Annotated in this window: 23 protein-coding genes; 8 read left to right on the plus strand and 15 right to left on the minus strand. The window is 72.3% G+C overall.

Features of this window, described 5'->3' with window-relative positions:
* The first annotated feature begins 66 nt into the window (after nt 1–66).
* Nucleotides 67–747, plus strand: a complete 681-nt coding sequence (locus tag ACWCO8_RS08725) for an MBL fold metallo-hydrolase (RefSeq protein WP_451031917.1) — start codon at nt 67–69, stop codon at nt 745–747.
* Between the two features lie 25 nt (nt 748–772).
* Here ACWCO8_RS08725 and ACWCO8_RS08730 read toward each other — a convergent pair whose 3' ends face one another.
* Nucleotides 773–1,810 (minus strand): NUDIX domain-containing protein, encoded by a 1,038-nt coding sequence (locus tag ACWCO8_RS08730; protein ID WP_451031625.1) that lies wholly within the window; start codon nt 1,808–1,810, stop codon nt 773–775.
* Between the two features lie 167 nt (nt 1,811–1,977).
* On the opposite strand from ACWCO8_RS08730, the gene ACWCO8_RS08735 reads away from it, so the two are divergent.
* A complete protein-coding gene (locus ACWCO8_RS08735; RefSeq protein WP_451031626.1) occupies nt 1,978–2,196 on the plus strand; it encodes a hypothetical protein in 219 nt (72 codons plus the stop codon).
* Nucleotides 2,197–2,237: 41 nt separating this feature from the next.
* Here ACWCO8_RS08735 and ACWCO8_RS08740 read toward each other — a convergent pair whose 3' ends face one another.
* The gene (locus ACWCO8_RS08740; RefSeq protein WP_451031627.1) at nt 2,238–3,167 is read right to left on the minus strand and encodes an ROK family protein; all 930 of its coding nucleotides are present in this window, start codon (nt 3,165–3,167) and stop codon (nt 2,238–2,240) included.
* A gap of 179 nt (nt 3,168–3,346) precedes the next feature.
* Between ACWCO8_RS08740 and ACWCO8_RS08745 the strand changes: the two genes are divergently transcribed.
* Nucleotides 3,347–4,333 (plus strand): LacI family DNA-binding transcriptional regulator, encoded by a 987-nt coding sequence (locus ACWCO8_RS08745; protein WP_451031918.1) that lies wholly within the window; start codon nt 3,347–3,349, stop codon nt 4,331–4,333.
* Nucleotides 4,334–4,395: 62 nt separating this feature from the next.
* Here ACWCO8_RS08745 and ACWCO8_RS08750 read toward each other — a convergent pair whose 3' ends face one another.
* The 6 genes from ACWCO8_RS08750 to ACWCO8_RS08775 form a co-directional block, all read right to left on the minus strand.
* The gene (locus ACWCO8_RS08750; protein ID WP_451031628.1) at nt 4,396–6,051 is read right to left on the minus strand and encodes a serine/threonine-protein kinase; all 1,656 of its coding nucleotides are present in this window, start codon (nt 6,049–6,051) and stop codon (nt 4,396–4,398) included.
* 106 nt (nt 6,052–6,157) lie between these two features.
* Nucleotides 6,158–7,447, minus strand: coding sequence for a DUF6986 family protein (locus ACWCO8_RS08755; protein ID WP_451031629.1), 1,290 nt, complete (start codon nt 7,445–7,447; stop codon nt 6,158–6,160).
* A 152-nt stretch (nt 7,448–7,599) separates the two neighbouring features.
* Nucleotides 7,600–8,562: an electron transfer flavoprotein subunit alpha/FixB family protein gene (locus ACWCO8_RS08760; protein ID WP_451031630.1), complete on the minus strand. Its 963-nt coding sequence runs from the start codon at nt 8,560–8,562 to the stop codon at nt 7,600–7,602.
* A 104-nt stretch (nt 8,563–8,666) separates the two neighbouring features.
* Nucleotides 8,667–9,452 carry an electron transfer flavoprotein subunit beta/FixA family protein gene (locus ACWCO8_RS08765; protein WP_451031631.1) on the minus strand — a complete coding sequence of 262 codons (786 nt, stop codon included), beginning with the start codon at nt 9,450–9,452 and terminating at the stop codon, nt 8,667–8,669.
* Nucleotides 9,453–9,642: 190 nt separating this feature from the next.
* On the minus strand, nt 9,643–10,218 hold the full coding sequence (locus ACWCO8_RS08770) for a flavin reductase family protein (protein WP_451031632.1): 576 nt from the start codon (nt 10,216–10,218) through the stop codon (nt 9,643–9,645).
* 197 nt (nt 10,219–10,415) lie between these two features.
* Nucleotides 10,416–10,748 carry a TlpA family protein disulfide reductase gene (locus ACWCO8_RS08775; RefSeq protein ID WP_451031633.1) on the minus strand — a complete coding sequence of 111 codons (333 nt, stop codon included), beginning with the start codon at nt 10,746–10,748 and terminating at the stop codon, nt 10,416–10,418.
* Nucleotides 10,749–10,993: 245 nt separating this feature from the next.
* On the opposite strand from ACWCO8_RS08775, the gene ACWCO8_RS08780 reads away from it, so the two are divergent.
* On the plus strand, nt 10,994–11,716 hold the full coding sequence (locus ACWCO8_RS08780) for a lysophospholipid acyltransferase family protein (RefSeq protein ID WP_362010263.1): 723 nt from the start codon (nt 10,994–10,996) through the stop codon (nt 11,714–11,716).
* Nucleotides 11,717–11,774: 58 nt separating this feature from the next.
* Here the strand turns inward: ACWCO8_RS08780 and ACWCO8_RS08785 are convergent, their stop codons facing one another.
* The 6 genes from ACWCO8_RS08785 to ACWCO8_RS08810 all read right to left on the minus strand — a co-directional run bounded on the left by ACWCO8_RS08785 (nt 11,775) and on the right by ACWCO8_RS08810 (nt 17,729).
* Nucleotides 11,775–12,467 (minus strand): B3/B4 domain-containing protein, encoded by a 693-nt coding sequence (locus ACWCO8_RS08785; RefSeq protein ID WP_451031634.1) that lies wholly within the window; start codon nt 12,465–12,467, stop codon nt 11,775–11,777.
* 23 nt (nt 12,468–12,490) lie between these two features.
* A complete protein-coding gene (locus tag ACWCO8_RS08790) occupies nt 12,491–13,069 on the minus strand; it encodes a transglutaminase domain-containing protein (protein WP_451031635.1) in 579 nt (192 codons plus the stop codon).
* Between the two features lie 94 nt (nt 13,070–13,163).
* Nucleotides 13,164–14,273, minus strand: coding sequence for a threonine aldolase family protein (locus ACWCO8_RS08795; protein ID WP_451031636.1), 1,110 nt, complete (start codon nt 14,271–14,273; stop codon nt 13,164–13,166).
* Nucleotides 14,252–15,010 (minus strand): SDR family NAD(P)-dependent oxidoreductase, encoded by a 759-nt coding sequence (locus tag ACWCO8_RS08800; protein ID WP_451031637.1) that lies wholly within the window; start codon nt 15,008–15,010, stop codon nt 14,252–14,254. Before ACWCO8_RS08800 ends, ACWCO8_RS08795 begins: the two co-directional genes overlap by 22 nt.
* 29 nt (nt 15,011–15,039) lie before the next feature.
* Nucleotides 15,040–16,446: a DUF6421 family protein gene (locus ACWCO8_RS08805; protein ID WP_451031638.1), complete on the minus strand. Its 1,407-nt coding sequence runs from the start codon at nt 16,444–16,446 to the stop codon at nt 15,040–15,042.
* An 80-nt stretch (nt 16,447–16,526) separates the two neighbouring features.
* Nucleotides 16,527–17,729 (minus strand): LLM class flavin-dependent oxidoreductase, encoded by a 1,203-nt coding sequence (locus tag ACWCO8_RS08810; protein WP_451031639.1) that lies wholly within the window; start codon nt 17,727–17,729, stop codon nt 16,527–16,529.
* Between the two features lie 97 nt (nt 17,730–17,826).
* Between ACWCO8_RS08810 and ACWCO8_RS08815 the strand changes: the two genes are divergently transcribed.
* Together ACWCO8_RS08815 and ACWCO8_RS08820 are read left to right on the plus strand one after the other, a co-directional pair.
* Nucleotides 17,827–18,378: a helix-turn-helix transcriptional regulator gene (locus tag ACWCO8_RS08815; protein WP_451031640.1), complete on the plus strand. Its 552-nt coding sequence runs from the start codon at nt 17,827–17,829 to the stop codon at nt 18,376–18,378.
* Nucleotides 18,379–18,526: 148 nt separating this feature from the next.
* Nucleotides 18,527–19,210, plus strand: a complete 684-nt coding sequence (locus ACWCO8_RS08820) for a glycerophosphodiester phosphodiesterase (RefSeq protein ID WP_362010243.1) — start codon at nt 18,527–18,529, stop codon at nt 19,208–19,210.
* Nucleotides 19,211–19,234: 24 nt separating this feature from the next.
* On the opposite strand, the gene ACWCO8_RS08825 is transcribed toward ACWCO8_RS08820, so the two are convergent.
* Complete coding sequence (locus tag ACWCO8_RS08825) at nt 19,235–19,786, minus strand: GNAT family N-acetyltransferase (protein WP_451031641.1); 552 nt, start codon at nt 19,784–19,786, stop codon at nt 19,235–19,237.
* Nucleotides 19,787–19,932: 146 nt separating this feature from the next.
* Here ACWCO8_RS08825 and ACWCO8_RS08830 point away from each other — a divergent pair, with 146 nt between their 5' ends.
* Together ACWCO8_RS08830 and ACWCO8_RS08835 are read left to right on the plus strand one after the other, a co-directional pair.
* Nucleotides 19,933–20,508: a DUF5134 domain-containing protein gene (locus ACWCO8_RS08830; RefSeq protein WP_451031642.1), complete on the plus strand. Its 576-nt coding sequence runs from the start codon at nt 19,933–19,935 to the stop codon at nt 20,506–20,508.
* 92 nt (nt 20,509–20,600) lie between these two features.
* A complete protein-coding gene (locus ACWCO8_RS08835) occupies nt 20,601–21,536 on the plus strand; it encodes a M56 family metallopeptidase (protein WP_451031643.1) in 936 nt (311 codons plus the stop codon).
* Nucleotides 21,537–21,573 lie beyond the last annotated feature (37 nt).

Raw genomic sequence — 21,573 nt, forward strand, 5'->3', positions numbered from 1 at the left:
GCTCGCCGAAAGCGTAGTTCGATGCGGCGGACCTGCGGGGCTCCGTAGGTTCGCCGTATGGAACTGATGGAACTGAGCGAGATCAATCCCCGACTGCACATGCTGCACTTCTCCATAGGCCAGGCCTATCTGTGGCGGGACGGGGAGGAGTTGACCCTGATCGACGCCGGCTGGGTGGGCTCGGCGGACGAGATCGAGACGGCGGTACGGGGCGTGGGCCTGGACCCCGCCCGTATCCGCCGGATCGTGCTCACCCACTGCCACCGCGACCACGTGGGCTCCGCGCAGGAGTTGGCCGACCGCTTCGGCGCGCGGATCCTGGCCCACCGCCTGGACGCGCCGGTGATCCGGGGCGAGGCCCCGGTCCCCGAACCGGACCTGCTCGACTGGGAACTCCCGCTGTACGCACACGGCCTGACCGTCCCCGAGGCCCCGCCCACCCGCGTCGACCGGGAGGTGGAGGACGGCGAGGAGCTGGGCTTCGGCGACGGCGCGATCGTGGTGCACACCCCGGGCCACACGCCCGGTTCGATCGCGGTCCATCTGCCGGAACACGGCGTCCTGTTCACCGGCGACACGGTCGCGTCGGTGCAGGGGGTGACCTTCGGCGTGTTCCACGTGGACCGCGATCGCGCGATGCAGTCGATGCGCCGCCTGGCCGACCTGAAGCCCTCGGTCCTGTGCTGCGGCCACGGCGCCCCGGTGACGGAGGACACGGCACGCCAACTGGCGGAGGCGGTGGGCTAGTTGTTACGGGAGGCGGCCAGAGTGGTCAGCCGACGGGGACGCCCGCCTCCAGGTTGAGGACCGTGCCGCGTTCGCGGGCTCTGAGGGCCCAGCGGAGGCGGCGGTAGCGGACCGGGGGGAGGAGTTCGGCGGCCTCGTCCTCGGTGACGAAGCGCCAGCCGCGGAGTTCGGCGCCGGGCAGCAGGAGCCGGTCCGCCTCCGCCGAGGCGAGGCGGCCGCCGTCGAAAAGGAGGCGCAGGCCGCCGAAGCCGGGGGGCTGGGGGCGTTCCCAGTCGACGAGCAGAAGCCGGGGAACGGCGTCGAGTTCTATCCCTATCTCCTCGGCCACCTCGCGCATGCCCGCGCGGGCGGGCGGCTCGCCCGGTTCGACGACGCCGCCGGGGAACTCCCAGCCCGGCTTGTAGGTGGGATCGACGAGAAGGAAACGATCCTGCTCGTCGAAGAGCAGGACTCCGGCGGCCAGCGTCTCCCCGGTGGGTTCGGGCGTCTGGACGATGCCGCAGGGGGCCGCGAGGCCGGCGTGGACGGCCTCGGCGACGGCCTTGGCGGTCTCGGCGGGCGTGAGGAGCGAGTTGTCGACGGTGTAGGCATCGGCGGCGAGCCAGCCCAGCGCGTCGCGGAACGGCTCGATCCGGGCGTGGCACCACTGGCGGGCGCGCTCGGCGCCCTCCGGATCGTCCTCGCCCGCGGCACGGCTGTCGAGGCGGGCCCGCAGGATCGTTTCATCGGGGGCGAGCACCACATGCCGCACCTCGATACGGCGCGCCGCGAGACCGCCGAAGATCTCGTCCCGGTACTCCTGCCGGATCAGCGTCATGGGGACGACGAGCACCCCGCCGACCTCGGCGAGCAGCGCGGCGGCGGTGTCGACCACCATCCGGCGCCACATCGGCAGGTCCTGGAAGTCGTCCACCTCGTCCCGCCGCTTCTGCGGCAGCAGCAGGTCCAGGAAGCCGCCGGTGAGCTCGGGGTCGTACAACGTGCTGTTCGGGATCAGATCGACCAGCTCACGCGCGGTGCTGGTCTTGCCCGCGCCGAACGCACCGTTGATCCAGACGATCACGATTCCCCCTCTTCGGTAGCCCCAAGTGGCTTGCCCGCAACACCCTGCCATGGAAACCCCCGGGCACACCCCGGGCTGGGCGGCCACCCCGCGAACGTCCGTGCGGGCCGGTGCGTAACACTTCGGCGCGGACTCTCGTTGGTCCGGCGAGGCAAGGGGGTGCGGTGATGACCCGTACGGTATTGCAGAGGTTTCCCGCGGGCGGCCCGCGGGGCAGTTGGCCCGCCGAGGAGTTCGCGAGCGCGCGCCGGGACGAGGGGCTCCCGGCGGAGGTCGTGATGGACCTGGAGTCCGACGCGTTCCTGGTGGTCGTACGGCAGCGGATGCCGGAGACGGTCGGCCGGTACGCGGGGAGGCGCGGTGCGGTGACGACGGCGGGCGTCTGACGGCCTGGGTTGGCTGCCCTCGTAGGGGCCCCGCCGCGCCGTCACATGGACGCGCGGGCCGCCGCCGCGGCGCCGAGGAGGCCCGCGTCCGTGCCGGTGAGGGCCGGGGCGACGGTGAGGTCGCGGACGAACGAGAGCGTGGCGTACTCCCGCAGGCTGCGCCGGAGCGGCTCGAAGAGGACGTCCCCCGCGCCCGCGACGCCGCCGCCCACGACGGCTATCGAGACCTCGACCAGGGTCGCGGTCGCCGCGATCCCGGCCGCGAGGGCCCGTGCGGCGCGCTCGTAGGAGGCCACGGCGACCGGGTCGCCGGCCCGCGCCGCCGCCGCGACCGCCGCCGCCGACGTGTCGCCGTCGGGGCCAGGACGCCAGCCGCCCTCCAGGGCGCGGCGGGCGATCTGCGGGCCGCTGGCGATCCGTTCGACGCAGCCGCGCCCGCCGCAGGCGCACAGGTCGCCGTCCAGGTCCACGCTGATGTGACCGATGTGGCCGGCGTTGCCGGTGGGGCCGGGGTGGACCCGCCCGTCGAGCACGAGACCGCCGCCGACGCCCGTCGAGACGACGAGACAGAGGGCGTTGTCGTGGCCCCGGGCGGCGCCCTGCCAGTGTTCGGCGGCGGTCATGGCGACGCCGTCGCCGACGAGCGTGACGGGCCGTCCGCCGGTCGCCTTCCCGACCCGCTCGACCAGCGGGAACCCGCGCCAGCCGGGGACGTTGACCGGGCTGACCGTACCGGCGGAGGCGTCCACGGGGCCCGCGCTGCCGATGCCGACCGCGCGCACCGAAGGCCACAGGGGCGAGGCCTCCAGGTCCGCGAGCACCGCCTCGACCGCCCGCATCACCGTCTCGCCGTCCTCCTGGGCCGGAGTGGGCCGCTGGGCCCGTACGAGAATGTCGCCGGCGCCGTCGACCAACGCACCGGCGATCTTGGTGCCGCCGAAGTCGAGGGCGGCAACGAGGTCAGTCTGCATGTGCGCGGTGTCTCCAGAGAGGCGAGAGCGGTAGATCGCTGTGACGTACAGTCTCCCCTGCCCTGACAACGTTGTCCAGGGCCTATGCTCGGACGAGACAGAGCCGATACCGAGGAGATTCGCAGACTGTGGCCGACACCGCCCGCCGCCCCGAGCACCGTTACGGCAATCGGCCCACGATGAAGGACGTCGCCGCCCTGGCCGGCGTCGGGCTCAAGACGGTCTCCCGCGTCGTCAATGGCGAACCGGGGGTCACCCCGGACACCGAGCGCCGCGTGCAGGAAGCCATCGACTCGCTCGGCTTCCGGCGCAACGACAGCGCCCGCGTGCTGCGCAAGGGCCGTACGGCTTCCGTGGGTCTGGTCCTGGAGGACCTCGCCGACCCGTTCTACGGTCCGCTCAGCCGTGCCGTCGAGGAGGTCGCCCGAGCCCACGGGGCGCTGCTCATCAACGGCTCCAGCGCGGAGGACCCGGACCGGGAGCAGGAGTTGGCGCTCGCGCTCTGCGCGCGGCGGGTCGACGGACTGATCGTCATCCCGGCCGGTTCCGACCACCGTTACCTCGAACCGGAGATCAAGGCCGGTGTCGCCACCGTCTTCGTGGACCGCCCGGCGGGCCGGATCGACGCGGACGTCGTCCTGTCGGACAGCTTCGGGGGCGCGCGGGCCGGGGTGGCCCATCTGATCGCCCACGGGCACCGCCGGATCGGGTTCATCGGCGACCAGCCCCGGATCCACACGGCGACGGAGCGCCTGCGCGGCTACCGGGCGGCCATGGAGGACGCCGGGCTCGCCGTCGCCCCGTCGTGGGAGTCGCTCGGGACGACGGAGCCCGACCGGGTACGGGAGGCGCTGACCGCGATGCTCGCGGGCCCGGAGCCGGTCACCGCGCTCTTCGCGGGCAACAACCGGGTCACCGTCACGGCGGTCCGCGCCCTGGCCGGCCGCGCGCACCCGGTGGCGCTCGTGGGCTTCGACGACATCGAACTGGCCGACCTGCTCGGCATCACCGTGATCGCGCAGGACGCGGCGGCGCTCGGCCGCACGGCCGCCGAGCGCCTCTTCCGCCGCCTGGACGGCTTCGAGGAGCCGCCCGCCCGCGTGGTCCTGGACACCCGGCTGATCCCCAGGGGCTCGGGCGAGACGCCCCCGCCGGCGACCGCGTAGCCGGTACGTCAGGTCCGTCGGGTCCGCCAGGTCCTTCGGGTACGTCTGGCACATCCGGTACGTCACAGGGGGCCGCGCACGACCGCGAACGTGGTGCAGTCCGTGTCCTCGTTCACGATGTCGCCGTTCATGGCCAGCGGCTGCTCACCCGGCGGCACCCGCGCTTCGAGGTCGGCCATCAGATAGCCGGCCGGGTGCTTGATCCAGCGATCGCCGCGCAGCACCATCCGGCGCCCGGCCTCCTCGTACGCGCCGACCATGCGGAACGACCCGCTCGGCACACCGGGGTTGTCGGGGTGGGCGGAGAACGAGAACACCGCCTCCAGGGCCCCGGTCGAGGTCGCGGTGATCCGTAGCGAGAGCCGGGTCACGCCCTGGGTGCAGTGGTAGCTCCCGCGCCAGTTGCCGACCACGGGAATCGGCGCGGGTGTGGGCGACGTCGTCGTCGGGGCCGGCTGTGGGCCGAGGGACGCGCTGGAGGCCGAGACGGACGAAGTCGGCGTACCTGTCGGGGAGTGGGCGCCTCGCGCGCCCCCGGGGCCGCCGGCCACGTACCAGGTGAGGCCGCCCGTCGCCAGGACGGCGGCGGCGACCGCGGCGGCGATCGGGCCCCCGCGCACGCCCTTCCGTACGGGAGGCTGCTTGCCGGGCACGGTCGCGCCGGCGGGAGCGGGCGGCTCGGAAGGTTCGGGCACGGCAGGCGGTGCAGGCGGCAGGGGACGTACGGCGGACTGGGTCGGCGCAGCCGCGTCCAGCGCAGCCGCGTCCGGCACCGCCGCGTCCGTGACGGTGGGCGTCGGGGTCGGCGTGTCCGCCACCGGCCCCTCAGCCTCCCGCACGGAGTCCGCCAAGGCCCCCGGCAGCCAGGCCGGGCCCGCCGCGGCGGCCGGTGCGAGGTCGTCGAGGAGCTGGCGTACGGAGGGCCGGTCGCCGGGTTCCTTGGCCAGGCAGCGGGCGACGATTTCGCGAACCCGGGGCGGCAGGCCGTCGAGTTCGGGCTCCTCGTGGGCGACGCGGAACATCACGCGCGCGGGGCTCGCTCCGTCACCGCCCGCCGACGTGCCGCCGAACGGCCCGTGGCCGGAGGCGGCGAAGGCGAGGACCGAGCCGAAGGCGAAGACGTCGACGGCGGGCGTGACGTCGGCCCCGGTGAGCTGCTCGGGAGCCATGAAGCCCACGGTGCCGAGGACGACTCCGCTGCGGGTCAGCGCGGAGGTCGCCTCGGCCGAGGCCGAGATGCCGAAATCGATGACGCGCGGGCCGTCGGCGGCGAGCAGGATGTTGGACGGCTTCAGATCGCGGTGGACCACTCCGCAGGCGTGGATCGCCTCCAGGGCCTCGGCGAGCCCCGCCGCCAGCGACAGCACCGACGGCTCCGGCCAGCCGCCGTGGCGCCGTACCGCCTCGTCGAGGGAGGGGCCCGGCACGTGGACCGTGGCCAGCCAGGGCGGGTCGCCGTCCGGGTCGGCGTCGACCACACCGGCGGTGAAGACCCCGTTGACCGCGCGGGCCAGCCGGACCTCTCGGGCGAACCGGCGCCTGAACTCGGCGTCCCGGGCGAGTTCGGGCCGGATCACCTTGACGGCGAGAGCCCGGCCCCCGCGCGAACGCGCGAGATAGACGGAGCCCATACCGCCTCTGCCCAGCAGACCGGTGATCGCGTACGGGCCGACCTCCTCCGGGTCCTCGCCCGCGAGCGGCCGCACACGGTTCTCCATCCCGCCCCACCCCCTGGGGAAATCCTAGGGGTGCCACGCCGATCGGTCCGCTGTTCGGAAGATCGACCGGCACCCCTGGAGCGGTGCGTTCGGGACGGCGCCTCGGCTACTGCGCCGTCGCCGTCAGGTCGCCGCGGCGCGGGGCCGCGAAGCGGTCCAGGTCGGCGCGGGTCAGGCCGGTGAGGGCGTCGACCTCGGCGGTGTCGAGGGCGCCGCAGTCGATGCCGCGCAGGAGGTAGGAGCTGAGCGCCTTCGCGGTGGCGGGCTCGTCCATGACGTCGCCGCCGGCGTGGTTGGCGTAGGCGGAGAGGCGCTTGGCGGCGGCCTCGAAGCCCTCGCGGTAGAAGGCGAAGACGGCGGCGTACCGGGTCGGGATGTGGCCCGGGTGCATGTCCCAGCCCTGGTAGTAGGCGCGGGCGAGGGCGCGGCGGGTGAGGCCGTAGTGCAGGCGCCAGGCCTCGTGCACGTGCTCGGTGGAGCCGACCGGGAGGACGTTGGTGGAGCCGTCGGAGACCCGTACGCCCGTGCCCGCGGCGGCGACCTGCATGATCGCCTTGGCGTGGTCGGCGGCCGGGTGGTCGCTGGCCTGGTAGGCGGCGGAGACGCCCAGGCAGGCGCTGTAGTCGAAGGTGCCGTAGTGCAGGCCGGTCGCGCGGCCCTCGGCGGCGCCGATCATGCGGGCGACGGCGGCGGTGCCGTCGGTGGCGAGGATGGACTGGCTGGTCTCGATCTGGATCTCGAAGCCCAGGCGGCCGGCGTCCAGGCCGTGGGACTTCTCGAAGGCCTCCAGGAGGCGGACGAAGGCCGAGACCTGCTCGGGGTAGGTGACCTTGGGGAGGGTCAGGACGAGGCCGTCGGGCAGGCCGCCGTTCTCCAGGAGGCCGGTGAGGAAGACGTCGGTGGTGCGGATGCCGCGGTCGCGTACGGCGGCCTCCATGCACTTCATCCGGATGCCCATGTACGGGGCGGCGGTGCCGTTCGCGTACGCCTCCGAGATCAGCCGGGCGGCGCGGGCGGCGTCCTGGTCCTCGTCCTGGCCCGCGTACCCGTCCTCGAAGTCGACCCGGAGGTCCTCGATGGGCTCGCGCTCCAGCTTGGCCCGTACGCGGCCGTAGACGTCCTCGGCGAGGGAGTCGGAGAGGCCGAGGACGGCGGCGAAGGAGGCGGCGTCGGGGGCGTGCTCGTCGAGGGCGGCGAGGGCCTGGTCGCCCCAGGAGCGGATGGTTCCGGCGTCGAAGACGTTGCCGGGGACGTAGACGGTGTGGACGGGCTGGCGGGTGCCCGGGTCACCCGGGTAACGCCGGTCGAGCTCGGCGTCCACGCTTGCGAGGGAGGCGCTGATGCCCTCGCTGACCGCGCCTGCGAGGCTCGTCGACACCTTCTCCTGCTGACCCATCCCACATCCTCCTGTTTTCCGCTTCACGGAATCAACAATCCGTATAGCGAAGTTAGTAGCCCGTCAGGACCTGAGTCAATGGTTGTCCGAAACGGCCGGGGGCCGCGCGGTGATCATCACCACGCGGCCCCCGGACCGAACAGAACCCCAGGTCAGCCCTTACGGGCCTGAACCTCCTGGGTCAGCTGCGGCACGACGTCGAAGAGGTCGCCGACCACGCCGTAGTCGACGAGGTCGAAGATCGGGGCCTCGGCGTCCTTGTTGATGGCCACGATGGTCTTCGAGGTCTGCATACCCGCGCGGTGCTGGATCGCACCGGAGATGCCGGAGGCGATGTACAGCTGCGGCGAGACCGACTTGCCGGTCTGGCCGACCTGGTTGGAGTGCGGGTACCAGCCGGCGTCGACGGCGGCGCGCGAGGCGCCGACGGCGGCACCGAGCGAGTCGGCGAGCGCCTCGATGATCCCGAAGTTCTCGGCGCCGTTCACGCCGCGGCCGCCGGAGACCACGATGGCGGCCTCGGTCAGCTCCGGGCGACCGGTCGACTCGCGCGGGGTGCGCGAGGTGACCTTGGTGCCGGTGGCCTGGGCGGAGAAGGTGACGGCGAGCGCCTCGACGGCGCCGGCGGCCGGGGCGGCCTCGACGGGGGCCGAGTTCGGCTTGACCGTGATGACCGGGGTGCCCTTGGAGACACGGGACTTGGTGGTGAAGGAGGCGGCGAACGCGGACTGCGTCGCGACCGGGCCCTCGTCACCGGCCTCCAGGTCCACGGCGTCGGTGATGATGCCGGAGCCGATGCGGACCGCGAGACGGGCCGCGATCTCCTTGGCCTCGGCGGAGGACGGGACGAGCACGGCGGCCGGGGAGACGGCCTCGTACGCGGCCTGCAGCGCGTCGACCTTGGGGACGACGAGGTACTCGGCGAACTCGGGGGCGTCGGCGGTGAGGACCTTCACGGCGCCGTGCTCGGCGAGGGCCGGGGCGGTGGCCTCGGCGCCGGCGCCGAGGGCTACGGCGACGGGCTCGCCGAGGCGGCGGGCCAGCGTCAGCAGCTCCAGGGTGGGCTTGCGGACGGCGCCGTCGACGTGGTCGACGTAGACGAGAATCTCAGCCATGGGGATTCAATCTCCTGCGAACGAAAAGGGGGCGGGTCTCAGATGGCTCGCGCGAGCCCTAGATGCTGTGCCAACCCGGGGGATGACCCCCGGGCCCCCAGCGGCTAAATGAACTTCTGGCTCGCGAGGTACTCGGCCAGCTGCTTGCCGCCCTCGCCCTCGTCCTTGACGATCGTGCCGGCGGTGCGGGCCGGACGCTCGGCGGCGGAGTCGACCGCGGTCCAGGAACCCGCCAGGCCGACCTCCTCGGCGTCGATGTCGAGGTCGTCGAGCTCCAGGGACTCCACCGGCTTCTTCTTGGCGGCCATGATGCCCTTGAAGGACGGGTAGCGCGCCTCGCCCGACTGGTCCGTCACCGACACGACGGCCGGGAGGGACGCCTCCAGCTGCTCGGAGGCGGTGTCGCCGTCACGGCGGCCCTTGACGACGCCGTCCTCGACGGAGACCTCGGAGAGCAGCGTGACCTGCGGGACGCCGAGGCGCTCGGCCAGGATCGCCGGGAGGACACCCATGGTGCCGTCGGTGGAGGCCATACCGGCGATGACGAGGTCGTAGCCGGTCTTCTCGATGGCCTTGGCGAGCACGAGCGAGGTGCCCATGACGTCGGAGCCGTGCAGGTCGTCGTCCTCGACGTGGACCGCCTTGTCGGCGCCCATGGACAGCGCCTTGCGCAGCGCGTCCTTGGCGTCCTCGGGGCCGACCGTGAGCACGGTGACCTCGGCGTCGTCGGCCTCTTCGGCGATCTGCAGCGCCTGCTCGACCGCGTACTCGTCGAGCTCCGACAGCAGGCCGTCGACGTCGTCGCGGTCGACGGTCAGGTCATCGGCGAAGTGCCGGTCGCCGGTGGCGTCGGGCACGTACTTCACACAGACAACGATCCTCAAGCTCACGCCGGCTCTCCTACTGCATCGTCATAACTTGGCTGCCTTGTTGCTCGCAGCATAGGCGCCTGAAGGGCGGGTTTCCGGTCGGGGCGGCCGACCGCTCCCACCGGGATATTACTCGCCAGTACAGCCGTTCCGTTACCGCTGAGCAAGCGCTCAGGTGTGTGACCTTGGCAACGTCCAGGTTAGGGCACCCTCAGTCACGCAGAGCGTTGAAGCGTCCCTGGTGGTAGAGGAGCGGACGCCCCTCCCCCGCCGGGTCTCCGGCGACGGCCTCGGCGATCACGATCCGATGGTCCCCGGCCGGGACGCGGGCCACCACCCGGCACACCAGCCAGGCGAGGACGTCGTCCAGGATCGGGACGTCCTCGGGGCCCACGCTCCACCGGGTCGGGGCACCGAACCGGTCGGCGCCGCTGCGGGCGAAGGTGGCGGCGAGCTCCTCCTGGTGTTCGCCGAGGACGTGGACGCCTATGTACTCGACCTCGGAGACCACGGGCCAGCTGGAGCTGGAGGTCCCCACGCCGAAGGAGAGCAGGGGCGGTTCGGCGGCCACGGAGGTGAGGGAGGTGGCGGTGAAGCCGACGGGGCGGTCCCCGTGGGCGGTGATGACCGCGACCCCGGCCGCGTGCCGCCGGAAGACGGAGCGGAGGAGGTCGGGAGAGGCCGTTCGGGCGACCGGAGGGGCGGATCGGCGCTGGGCGCCGATCGCGCGGAGGTCGGGCGTGACCGTCGTCTGGGGCGTGACCGTCGTGTCGGGCGTGACCGTCATGGAGTTGTCCTTCTGCGGGGGCGACGTGCGGGGGGACCGGGGGTTCTCAGACACCCGGACAGCGCGCGCTCGCGTGACGGGCCAGGTCGACGTGGACCCGCCCGTGGAGAAGGAGTTCGGAAGACACGTCGTCAGCCTGACGATCGATGGCCGGTGCAGTCAAGCGGGTACCGGGATGTGGGAGATGTGTCACCGCGTCAGACCGCTCGCCCCAGGGCCGCGATGACGTCGGCGCGCCGGGGCTGGCCCGAGGCCCGTACGACGACGCGCCCCGCACGGTCGAGGACGAGCACGGTGGGGGTGCGGACGATGGCGTACTTCCGTACGAGGTCGAGGCGCTCCTCGGCGTCGATCTCGACGTGGCCCACGCCCTCGACCATTTCGGCGACCTCGGCCAGCGTGCGCCGCGTGGCGCGGCACGGCTGGCAGAACGCCGTGGAGAACTGGACGAGGGTGGCCCGCTCCCCCAGCTCGACCCCCGCCTCCGTACCGAGCCCACCGTCGCCCGGCGCCACGGACCGTCCCGCCATGTCTCCGTCTCCCTCTCGCTCCCCGAAACCCAACGCTCCCCTACTCTCCCCCGTGCAGCGCCCGCGACCGCCGAACGATTCCCGTCACGGCCACCGGGGGTGACGATTATCTCCCCGTACGAAGCCGTCAGGACTGGTCAGCAGGGCCCACATGGGGCACGATCTGCCCAAAGCCGAAAACCTACGGCCGCGTAACTTCCGCCGGGAGAACCCTCCCCAGGCACAGAAGAAGGGGTTCCTCTCAGATGGCAGAACTCGTGTATCGGCCGGTCATCGGTGCCGCACTGACCCTGTTCAAGGCACTGGACCTCAAGATCGACACGCAGGGTTCGGAGCACATCCCGCGGACCGGCGGCGCGGTGCTCGTCAGCAACCACATCAGCTATCTGGACTTCATCTTCACGGGCCTGGCCGCGCTGCCGCAGAAGCGGCTCGTCCGCTTCATGGCCAAGGACTCGGTGTTCCGGCACAAGGTGTCGGGCCCGCTCATGCGCGGCATGAAGCACATCCCGGTGGACCGTTCGCAGGGCGAGCACGCCTACAAGCACGCGCTCGAGTCGCTGAAGGCCGGGGAGATCATCGGCGTCTTCCCCGAGGCGACCATCTCGCAGTCCTTCACGCTGAAGAGCTTCAAGTCGGGCGCGGCGCGGCTCGCGCAGGAGGCCGGGGTCCCGCTGATCCCGATGGCGCTCTGGGGCACGCAGCGCATCTGGACCAAGGGCCGGCCGCGGAACTTCAAGCGCAGCCACATCCCGGTGACGATCCGGGTGGGCGAGCCGGTGGAGGCGCCGGCGGACCAGTACGCCGGCGCGATCACCCGGCGGCTGCGCGAGCGCTGCCAGGAGCTCCTCGAGGCCGCGCAGCGCGCCTATCCCGTACGCCCCAAGGACGCGAGCGACACCTGGTGGGTGCCCGCCCACCTCGGTGGCACGGCGCCGACCCCGGCCGAGGTGAAGGACGCCGGCTGACGGCGTAGCCGTACAGCCGGACCGTACGCCTCGATCGAGCCCCGCGGGCCCGCCGTTCCTACTCCGGGTCGCGGACGGTGATCCGTGCCCCGGGGCTCAGCTTCTCCAGCGACTCGGCGAGCTCCGCGCCGGCGGCGAGCAGTTCCTCGCGCGTCATGGGCGCGAGCGACTCCAGCAGGAAGATCGCGTTCACGGTGGCCTCGTCGATCCGGGTGCGCGGTCCCTGGCGCCAGTTCCAGCGGCGGCAGGTGACGCCGGCGTCGTCGCACCAGACGATCTCGCCCGGCTCCGGGTGCTCCACGGTCTCCTCGCCGCCCGCCACGGTCACGAACGGCTCGTCGCCGCCGGCCCGGACGAGGCGCATGGAGCCCTGGATGCGGTCGAGGTCCTCGCCGCCCGCCGGGATCAGGTGCGCGACGCTGATGGCGTTGTAGGCGTCGACGAGCCGGTTGATCCGGGGCAGTCCGCCGTCGGCGAGCGCGCGCTTGGCGAGCGCCTCCGCGGAGTTGCGGGTACGGGAGGGCTTGGCGCCGAACGCGGCGTACGCGGCGCGCCAGGCCGCGATGTGCGGGTCCTTGTCCGGGGCCTGGCCGGCGAGCCGCTCGGCGAGGCGGCGCGCCGCGTCGTCGAGGAGGGCCGCACTGGTGGCGTCGCTGGGGCCGTTGACGAGCCCGTGGGCCTCGACCGCGAGGTGCGTGAAGCCGGGGACGAGGGCGCGCACCTCGTCGGAGACGGTCAGGGTGAGGGGCATGGTCGTCCTTGCGTCGGAGGTCGTCAGAGGGCGGTCGGCAGGATCCGCAGGAGCTCCGAGCTGTCCCGCGCCGTCCGCATGGCGCTCACCACTCCCACATGCGGTACAGCGTACAGCACCGGATAGTCCACTTCACTGAACTCCGGATCGGGCAGGAACGCCAGCTTCTCCCCCTCCAGCGAGAACGCGGCCTCCCGGCCGGGCTCCCCACCGCGCGGATCCTGCCGGTGCCAGGTGTCCGAGCCCGGCAGCCGGATCGCGACCAGGCCGTGCAATACCTCGAACTTCTGGTAGCTGAACGCCGTCGGGATGGACTCGGCCCGCAGCAGCGCGGCGAGGGCGTGGGCCTTGGCGTGACAGACCCCGGTGCGCCGATCGAGGACGTCGGAGGCGCGCCAGGTGACGCGGGGGTCGCCGGTGTCGCTGGAGTGCGGGATCTCGTCCCGTACGAACTCGAACGCGGCCTGGGCGTATGCGTATACGTCGGGATGCCGGGCGCGCAGGGCGGCGGCGGTCTCCCGCACGAGGGGGTGCTCGTGGTCGACGACCTCGTCCGCGACGAGATATGCGGCGAGTTCGGGGTCCTGTTGGATCAGCTCCATAGCCGGGGACCCTAAGAAGACGACGGGCCGGAAGTCAATGGATTTCCGACCCGCCGCATACTTATGTTGATCGTGGAGCAGTTGGAGGGGCGCGCTACCGCGCCATCTCCTCCTTCAGCGCCTGGAGGAAGGCGTCGACGTCGTCCTCCGTGGTGTCGTACGCGCACATCCAGCGCACGTCGCCCGCGGCCTCGTCCCAGAAGTAGAAGCGGAACCGCTTCTGCAGCCGGGTGGAGACCTCGTGCGGGAGCCGCGCGAAGACCGCGTTGGCCTGGACCGGGTAGAGGATCTCCACGCCGTCCACCTCGCGCACGCCGGCCGCGAGGCGCTGCGCCATCGCGTTGGCGTGCTGGGCGTTGCGCAGCCACAGGTCCTTGGCGAGCAGCGCCTCCAGCTGCACCGACACGAACCGCATCTTGGAGGCGAGCTGCATGGACAGCTTGCGCAGGTGCTTCATGTGGCTGACGGCGTCCGGGTTGAGGACGACCACGGCCTCGCCGAACATCATGCCGTTCTTGGTGCCGCCGTAGGAGATCACGTCCACGCCGACCGCGTTGGTGAACGCCCGCATGGGCACGTTCAGGGACGCGGCGGCATTGGCTATCCGGGCACCGTCGAGGTGCACCTTCATGCCCTTGCCGTGGGCGTGCTCCACGATGGCCCGGATCTCGTCCACGGTGTAGACGGTGCCCAGCTCGGTGTTCTGGGTGATCGAGACGACCTGCGGCATGGCGCGGTGCTCGTCCTCCCAGCCCCAGGCCTGCCGGTCGATCAGCTCGGGGGTGAGCTTGCCGTCCGGGGTGGGCACGGTGAGCAGCTTGAGGCCGCCCATCCGCTCCGGCGCACCGCCCTCGTCCACGTTGATGTGCGCGGACTCGGCGCAGATCACCGCGCCCCAGCGGTCGGTCAGCGCCTGGAGGGCGGTGACGTTCGCGCCGGTGCCGTTGAAGACCGGAAAGGCCTCGGCGCTCGGCCCGAAGTGGCTGTGCATGATCCGCTGGAGGTGATCGGTGTACTCGTCCTCGCCGTACGCGACCTGGTGCCCGCCGTTGGCCAGCGCGACGGCCGCGAGCACCTCCGGGTGGACACCCGCGTAGTTGTCGCTGGCGAAGCCCCGGACCGACGGGTCGTGGTGACGACGGGCGTCGGTCTTCGCGGGCAGGCCGGCGGCGGTGGCCGGGTTCACGGCTTGGAGGTCAGCCACAGACGCTGTCCATTCACTTCCTGTGCGGGCCGCTCCCAGACGGAGGCGATCTCGTCGGCCAGATCCTTGACGTCGGTGAAGCCCGCGAACTTCGCATTCGGGCGCTCGGCGCGCATGGCGTCGTGCACCAGTGCCTTGACCACCAGGATCGCAGCCGCCGCCTTGGGCCCTTCGTCGCCCCCCGCCTTGCGGAAGTCGTCGCCCATGGCGAGCGTCCAGGCCTCGGCCGCGGCCTTGGCCGAGGCGTAGGCCGCGTTGCCCGCGGTCGGCTTCGAGGCGCCGGCGGCGCTGATCAGCACATAGCGGCCGCGGTCGCTGCGGAGCAGCGGCTCGTGGAAGGCGAGCGAGGTGGACTGGACGGTACGGATGAGGAGCTTCTCCAGGAAGTTCCAGTCCGCCAGGTCGGTCTCGCCGAAGGAGGCGCCGCCGCGCCAGCCGCCGACGAGGTGGACCAGACCGTCGATCCGGCCGAACTCCTTCTCGGTCTTGTCGGCCCACTCCCGGGCGGCGCCCAGGTCGAAGAGGTCGACCGTGTCGCCGATGACCGTGGCACCGCCGTGGGCGTACCGCGCGGCGTCGACCGCCTCGGCGAGGCGGGCCGGGTCGGCGTCCGCTCCGACGACGATGGCGCCGGCTTCGGCGAGGCGCATCAGCGTCGCCCGGCCGGCCGGACCGGCCGCGCCCGCGACCGCGATGACGGCACCTTCCAGCGACCCGCCGTTCCCGTTGCCGTTCATGGTCGTCCCCTCCTCCTCCGTGACTGGGTTCACGCGGCAGCCTGCTCGGCCCGCGAAGCGTTGGCGGCGGTGATGCCCTTGGTGGAGGCGATCACGCCCTTCAGCTTCTTGGAGAGGGCCTCATAGAACATGCTGAGCGGAAACTCGTCCGGAAGCACGTCGTCGACGAGCTTGCGGGGCGGGAGCGTCAGGTCCAGGGCGTCGGGGCCCTTGGCCCAGCGCGATCCGGGGTGCGGGGCGAGGTAGGTGGAGACGAGGTCGTACGCCTTGAACCAGTGGACCAGCTTCGGGCGGTCGATGCCGTCGCGGTACAGCTTCTCGATCTCGGCGCAGAGCTGGTTGGTGACCTCGGGGGCACGCTGCCAGTCGATCTTGAGCTTGTTGTCCGTCCAGCGCACCACGTCGTGCTTGTGGAGGTACGCGAAGAGGAGCTGGCCGCCCAGACCGTCGTAGTTGCGGGTGCGGTCACCGGTGACCGGGAAGCGGAACATCCGGTCGAAGAGCACCGCGTACTGCACGTCGCGGCCGTGCGTGTTGCCCTCGGACTCCAGCTTCACGGCCTCCTTGAAGGCGGTGAGGTCGCAGCGCAGCTCCTCCAGGCCGTACATCCAGAACGGCTGGCGCTGCTTGATCATGAAGGGGTCGAACGGCAGGTCGCCGTGGCTGTGGGTGCGGTCGTGGACCATGTCCCAGAGCACGAAGGCGGCCTCGCAGCGCTTCTGGTCCTCGATCATGGCCGCGATGTCCTCGGGCAGCTCGATGCCCAGGGTGTCGACGGCGGCCTCGGTGACCTTGCGGAAGCGGGCGGCCTCGCGGTCGCAGAAGATGCCGCCCCAGCTGAAGCGCTCGGGGGCCTCGCGCACGGCGATGGTCTCGGGGAAGAGGACGGCCGAGTTGGTGTCGTAACCGGCGGTGAAGTCCTCGAACGTGATGCCGCAGAACAGCGGGTTGTCGTAGCGGGTGCGCTCCAGCTCGGAGAGCCACTCCGGCCAGACCATGCGCAGCACGACCGCTTCGAAGTTGCGGTCGAGGTTGCCGTTCTGGGTGTACATCGGGAAGAGCACCAGGTGCTGGAGCCCGTCCTGACGGTCGGCGGCCGGCTGGAAGGCCAGCAGGGAGTCCAGGAAGTCCGGGACCTCGAAGCCGCCCTCGGCCCACTTGCGCAGGTCGGCGACGAGCGCGCGGTGGTACGCGGCGTCGTGCGGGAGCAGCGGGGAGAGCTGCTCGACCGCGGCCGCGATGCGCTCGACGGTGGCCTCGACGAGGGCACGGGACGGCGCGCCCTCGCCCTCGAGGTCGATGGAGCCGTCCTTGCTCTGCCACGGACGGATCTCCTCCACGGCATTCTTGAGCTCGGGCCAGCCAGGGTGCTCGACCACCGGAGCAGCGGCTGCTATCCCCCCACTGGTCACGTCAGCCACAAGAATTTCCGTCATTTCACTTCCTCCACAGGAGAACCTCGCGTCAAGACACCGTATCCGTCCGCGGTTCCCCCGGACAAGGGGGGTAAGAGAAATTATCCTGCGGCACCCCCATGGTCACCGTGAATTTTCCTGCCGGACGGCGCCGAGGCGCTCGCATCCGCACCTGCGGGGCGGGCCCGGCTCGTGAAGTGCGGGATGACCTTGTCGCCCCATTGACGCAAGGTCTCCAGACAGGCCTCCTGCGGCACGGTCCCCATCTGCATCAGACACATGACCTCGTCGGCCCCCGCGTCCCGGAGCTGCTCCACGTATGCGATCGCGTCCTCGGCGGTGCCGTAGGCGTGGTCGGCGTTGAAGGTGGCCGTGGCGGTGGGGCGGACCGGGATGCTCTGCTCGTGCAGCCGCGCCTCGACCTGCTCTGCGGCGCGGCGCATCTCCGCCGCCTCGTCGGCGCCGTCCACCACCGCCTCGTCGGGGACGCCCGCGCCCCCGTACCAGTGGCCGATCGACTGCGCGAAGAACCGCTGGCCCCGGATGCCGATCCGGCGCGCCTCGGCGCGGTCGTCGAGGACGATCGTGGGGCAGAGCACGGAGAAGTGGTCGTTGACGACGGTGGAGACGAACCGCTCCCCGGTGCGCTCGGCGCGCGCGGTGTCGTAGACACGGCGCATCCCGGCGATCGACTCCGGGCCCGCGAAGCCCATGACCAGCGCGCCGATGCCGAGCTCGGCGGCCTGGACGAGCGTCTCGGTACGGCTGCAGGCGAGGAAGAGGGGCGGGTGCGGGGTCTGCCGCGGGCGGGGCAGGATCGGATGCGGATCGATCCTGATCAGCTCGGAGCGGTACTCCAGCTCGTCCTTCTGCCAGGCCCGGCCGATGATGCGCAGGGCGTCCTCGACCTCCTGGGTCGTCCGGTCCCGGTCGACCCCGCACAGCGAGGTCTCCTGCGCGGTGCCGCCGCGCCCGGCACCGAGGTCGAGTCGGCCGCCGGAGAGGAGGTCGAGCATGGCGGCTCGTTCGGCGACGCGGGCGGGGTGGTTGAAGTTGAACGGCATGCAGACGACACCGTGGCCGACCCGGATCCGGCTCGTGCGCGCGGCGACGTAGCTGAGGAAGATCTCGGGGGCGGACATGTGGGCGTACCACTTCAGGGAGTGGTGCTCGACGGCCCAGATCCGGTCGAAGCCCATCTCCTCGGCCAGGACGGCCTGCTCGACGCAGTCGTGGATGACCTGATGCTCGTGTTCTACGGTGGGGTCGGCCAGCTGTGCCTCGAAGATCACGGAGAACTGCACGTGCCCTCCAGGGGGTTGTCTCGGGGTGCTGCCCTCTCTTTCAATTCGTCATATGACTAGTCGTCAGTCCAAGAAGAGGCAAGAGCCGGAGCGGGGATTGCCGCAGACGGCGTGGGCGGTGCTCGGACTGCTCTCGTTCCCCGGCGAGCGCACCGGCTACGAGCTGAAGAAGTGGGCGGACGCGTCGCTGCGCTTCTTCTACTGGTCGCCGGCGATCAGCCAGATCTACGCGGAGCTGCGCCGGCTCGAGACGTGCGGGTACGTGACGTCCGCGCGCTCGGGCCCCGAGGAACTCCGGGCCAAGCGGCGGTACGCGATCACCGAGGCGGGCCGGGCCGCGCTCGCGGAGTGGGCCGGCGGCGACGGTGGTGCGGTGGTGCTGAAGCACCCGCTGGTGCTGCGGGTCTGGCTGGGGCACCTCGCCGAGCCGGACCGGCTGCGGGCGCTGGTGGAGGAGCACATCGACCGGACGCGCGCCGAACTGAAGGAGGCCCGGGACGCCCTGGCCCACGCCGAGGCCGTACCGGAGTGGCGCCATCCGGCGGTCGCGCTGCGCTGGAGCGTACGGCAGCACCTGGCGGAGCTGGAGCTCGCGGAGGCGATGCTGGCGGACCTGCGGGCTCCCGGGGGTCCCCCGCCCGGCCCCTAGGACGCTGGGCGGGTACGTCGGAGGGGTGGGTTCCGACGCCCCGCGCGCATGCGCTTCCTTCTTCCGGTGAAGTCATTAGGCTGCGCCCCGAGCCGCACCGGGAGCCCGGAGGGACCTGGGCCCGGACATCGACGGAAGCGAGAAGATCTTGAGTTTCCTCACCATCGGTCACCGCGGAGTCATGGGCGTCGAGCCCGAGAACACCCTGCGTTCCTTCGTCCGCGCCGAACAGTCCGGCATGGACGTCATCGAACTGGACCTGCATCTGAGCAAGGACGGCGCCCTCGTCGTCATGCACGACGCGGACGTCGGCCGGACGACCGACGGCAGCGGCCCGATCGCCGAGAAGACCCTCGCGGAGCTGCGCGAGCTCGACGCGGGGGCCGGGGAGCGCGTCCCCGTCTTCGAGGAGGTCCTGGACGCGGTGCGGTCCCCGCTCCAGGCGGAGATCAAGGACGCGGCCGCGGCCCGGGCGCTCGCCGAGGTGATGCTCCGGCGCGACCTGGTCGGCCGGGTGGAGGTGCTCTCCTTCCACGACGAGGCCCTCGCCGAGGTCGCGCGCCTGGTCCCCGGTGTCCGTACGGCCCTTGTCGCCGAGGAGTGGGGCCCGGACCTCGTGGACCGGGCGAAGGCCGTCGGCGCCGGGGCGCTCGTCCTGAGCATCCGCAACCTCACCCTGGAGACGGTCGAGCACGCCCACGCGGAGGGGCTGCGGGTGATCGGCTGGGTGGTCAACACCCAGGACCACCTGCGGCTGGTCCGCGCCCTGGAGCTGGACGGCGCGACGACCGACTACCCGGAGATCCGCCGCACCGGCCGCTTCACGGCCTGAGCCGGGGGCCCGGCTCGGACCGACTCAGATCAGCGGCTTGACCAGGAGCTCGAACTGCAGGTCGTCCCGCTGCGGGAAGCCGTGGCGCTCGTCGCCGTACGGGAACGGGGTCATCCGGCCCGTACGGCGGTAGCCGCGCCGCTCGTACCAGGCGATGAGCTCCTCGCGCACCGAGATCACGGTCATGTGCATCTCGGTCACGCCCCACATCTCGCGGACCCGGCGCTCCGCCTCCTCGATGATCCGACGGCCGAGGCCCGCGCCCTGAAGCTCGGGGCGCACGGCGAACATGCCGAAGTAGGCGGCCTCGTCCCGGTGTTCGAGCTGGCAGCAGGCGACGATCTCGCCGCCGCGCTCCACCACCATCAGCCGGCTGCCGGGCGTGGTGATGACGGCCCGAACGCCCTCCTCGTCGGTCCGCCGCCCCTGGATGATGTCCGCCTCCGTGGTCCAGCCGCCGAGGCTGGAATCGCCGCGGTAGGCCGACTCGACGAGGGGGACGAGGACCGGGATGTCGGCCTCCACCGCGTCGCGGTAGGCGATCCGGTCGGTGTCCTGGGGCGTGGCGGTGTCCATGCTGTTCGGGTCTCCCCTCGGGGGCGCTGACGATCCCCCCGAGGGTAACGCGCTCGGGTCGTGCTCCCCCACGTACTCCTGTGCGCTCGCGTACGCCGGTCCCGCCGCGGGCATCGACTCGGAGGGGAGACCACGGGAGGTGTGTCGTGCACGGACCGGCCACGACGGCCTGGCTGTTGCTGACGCTGTGCGGGGCGAGCGCGGTCTACTGCCTGCTGCGGGCGCGCCGCTGCGTGGGAGAGGAGCGCAGGACGGCCGCGGGCGAGGCGGTGATGGGGTTCGGGATGGCGGCTATGGCGCTGCCCGCGACGGTCGTGACGCCGCCGGCGTGGGCGTGGGCGGTGTACGCGGCGGTGTTCGGGGCGGCGGCGCTGCACGCGCTCGTGTCGGTGCGGCGCGGCGGTCACCATCTGCACCACCTGGTGGGTTCGCTGGCGATGGTCCACATGGCGTGGCCCGGCGCGGGGCAGGGCGCGGCGCACGGCGGTCATGGGGGCGGCGGCGGCCTGCCGCTGGTGACGGGCGCGCTGCTCGTCTATTACGTGGCGTACGTGCTCCGCTCGGGCGCGCGACTCGTCCCGGTGGCGGGTCCCGCGGCGGCCGTCGTGGTGGCGGGGCCCGGGGGCGGTCCGGCACCGATGTGGGTCGTACGGCCGGAGTTCACGCTCGTGTGCCGGCTGTCGATGGCCCTCGCGATGCTGGCGATGCTCGTCACGCTGTGAGCCGCCTGCCATCGGAACGCGAGACCGTGGCGTACGTCACTTGGCGCGCCAGGCCGTTACCTCCGCGTTGCACGGCCTCATAGGCTGACGCCATGTTGGTCTCCCTCGCGTTGCTCGCGCTCGGCGTCCTGACCGCCGTCGCGGCCCCTCGACTGCTCTCGCGGTCCGACTGGGCGGAACGCGAGCCCGTGGTGGCGCTCTGGATGTGGCAGTGCGTGGTGGCGGCCGTACTCCTGTGCTTCGCGCTCTCGATGACGTTCAGCGCGGCCGCCGCCTGGCACGTCGTGCGCGGCCAGGTCTTCGCCCCCGCGCCGCGCCAGGTGATCGAGGCGTACGAATTCGGCGCCCACCAGCCCTGGTCGGCGGCGCTCGCCGTGATCCTCGCATGTGGCGGTCTGTGGACCGGCGCGATGCTGACGCGGGAGATCCGCGGGGCGCGGGCCCGCCGCCGCCGGCGGCGCTGCGAACTCCTCGTCCGCTCCCCTCTGTTGCCGGGCGAGGAGCCGGGCAGTGAGCCGCTCGTGGTCCTGGAGGGCGAGCGGCCGGACGCCTGGTGGCTGCCGGGCACCACGCCCCAGCTGGTCATCACGACCGCGGCGCTGCGCCGGCTGAAGGGCCGCCAGCTCGACGCCGTCCTCGCCCACGAGCAGGGACACGCGCGGGCGCGCCACGACTGGCTGCTGCACTGCTCGGGCGCGCTGGCGAGCGGCTTCCCCGGCATCCCGGTCTTCGCGGCCTTCCGCGACCAGATGCACCGGCTGGTGGAGCTGGCCGCCGACGACGTCGCCTCGCGGCGGTTCGGGCGGCTGACGATCGCGCTCGCCCTGGTCGAACTCAACGAGGAGCGTGGGGTGTTCGGCCCCGGCACGACCTCCGGCGCGGACCTCCCCCGACGGGTCAACCGGCTCCTGACGGCCGCGCCCCGGCTCACTCCGGTGCGGCGACTGCGGCTGACGGCCGCCGCCGCCCTCGTGCCGGTGGTGCCCGTCCTCGTGGCGTTCGTCCCCGCGCTGCGGGCGCTCGGATAGCCCGGACAGGGGGCACGGCGCGGCTTCGGCGCGCGGG

It is taken from the genome of Streptomyces sp. NPDC001927 (genome assembly GCF_053594455.1).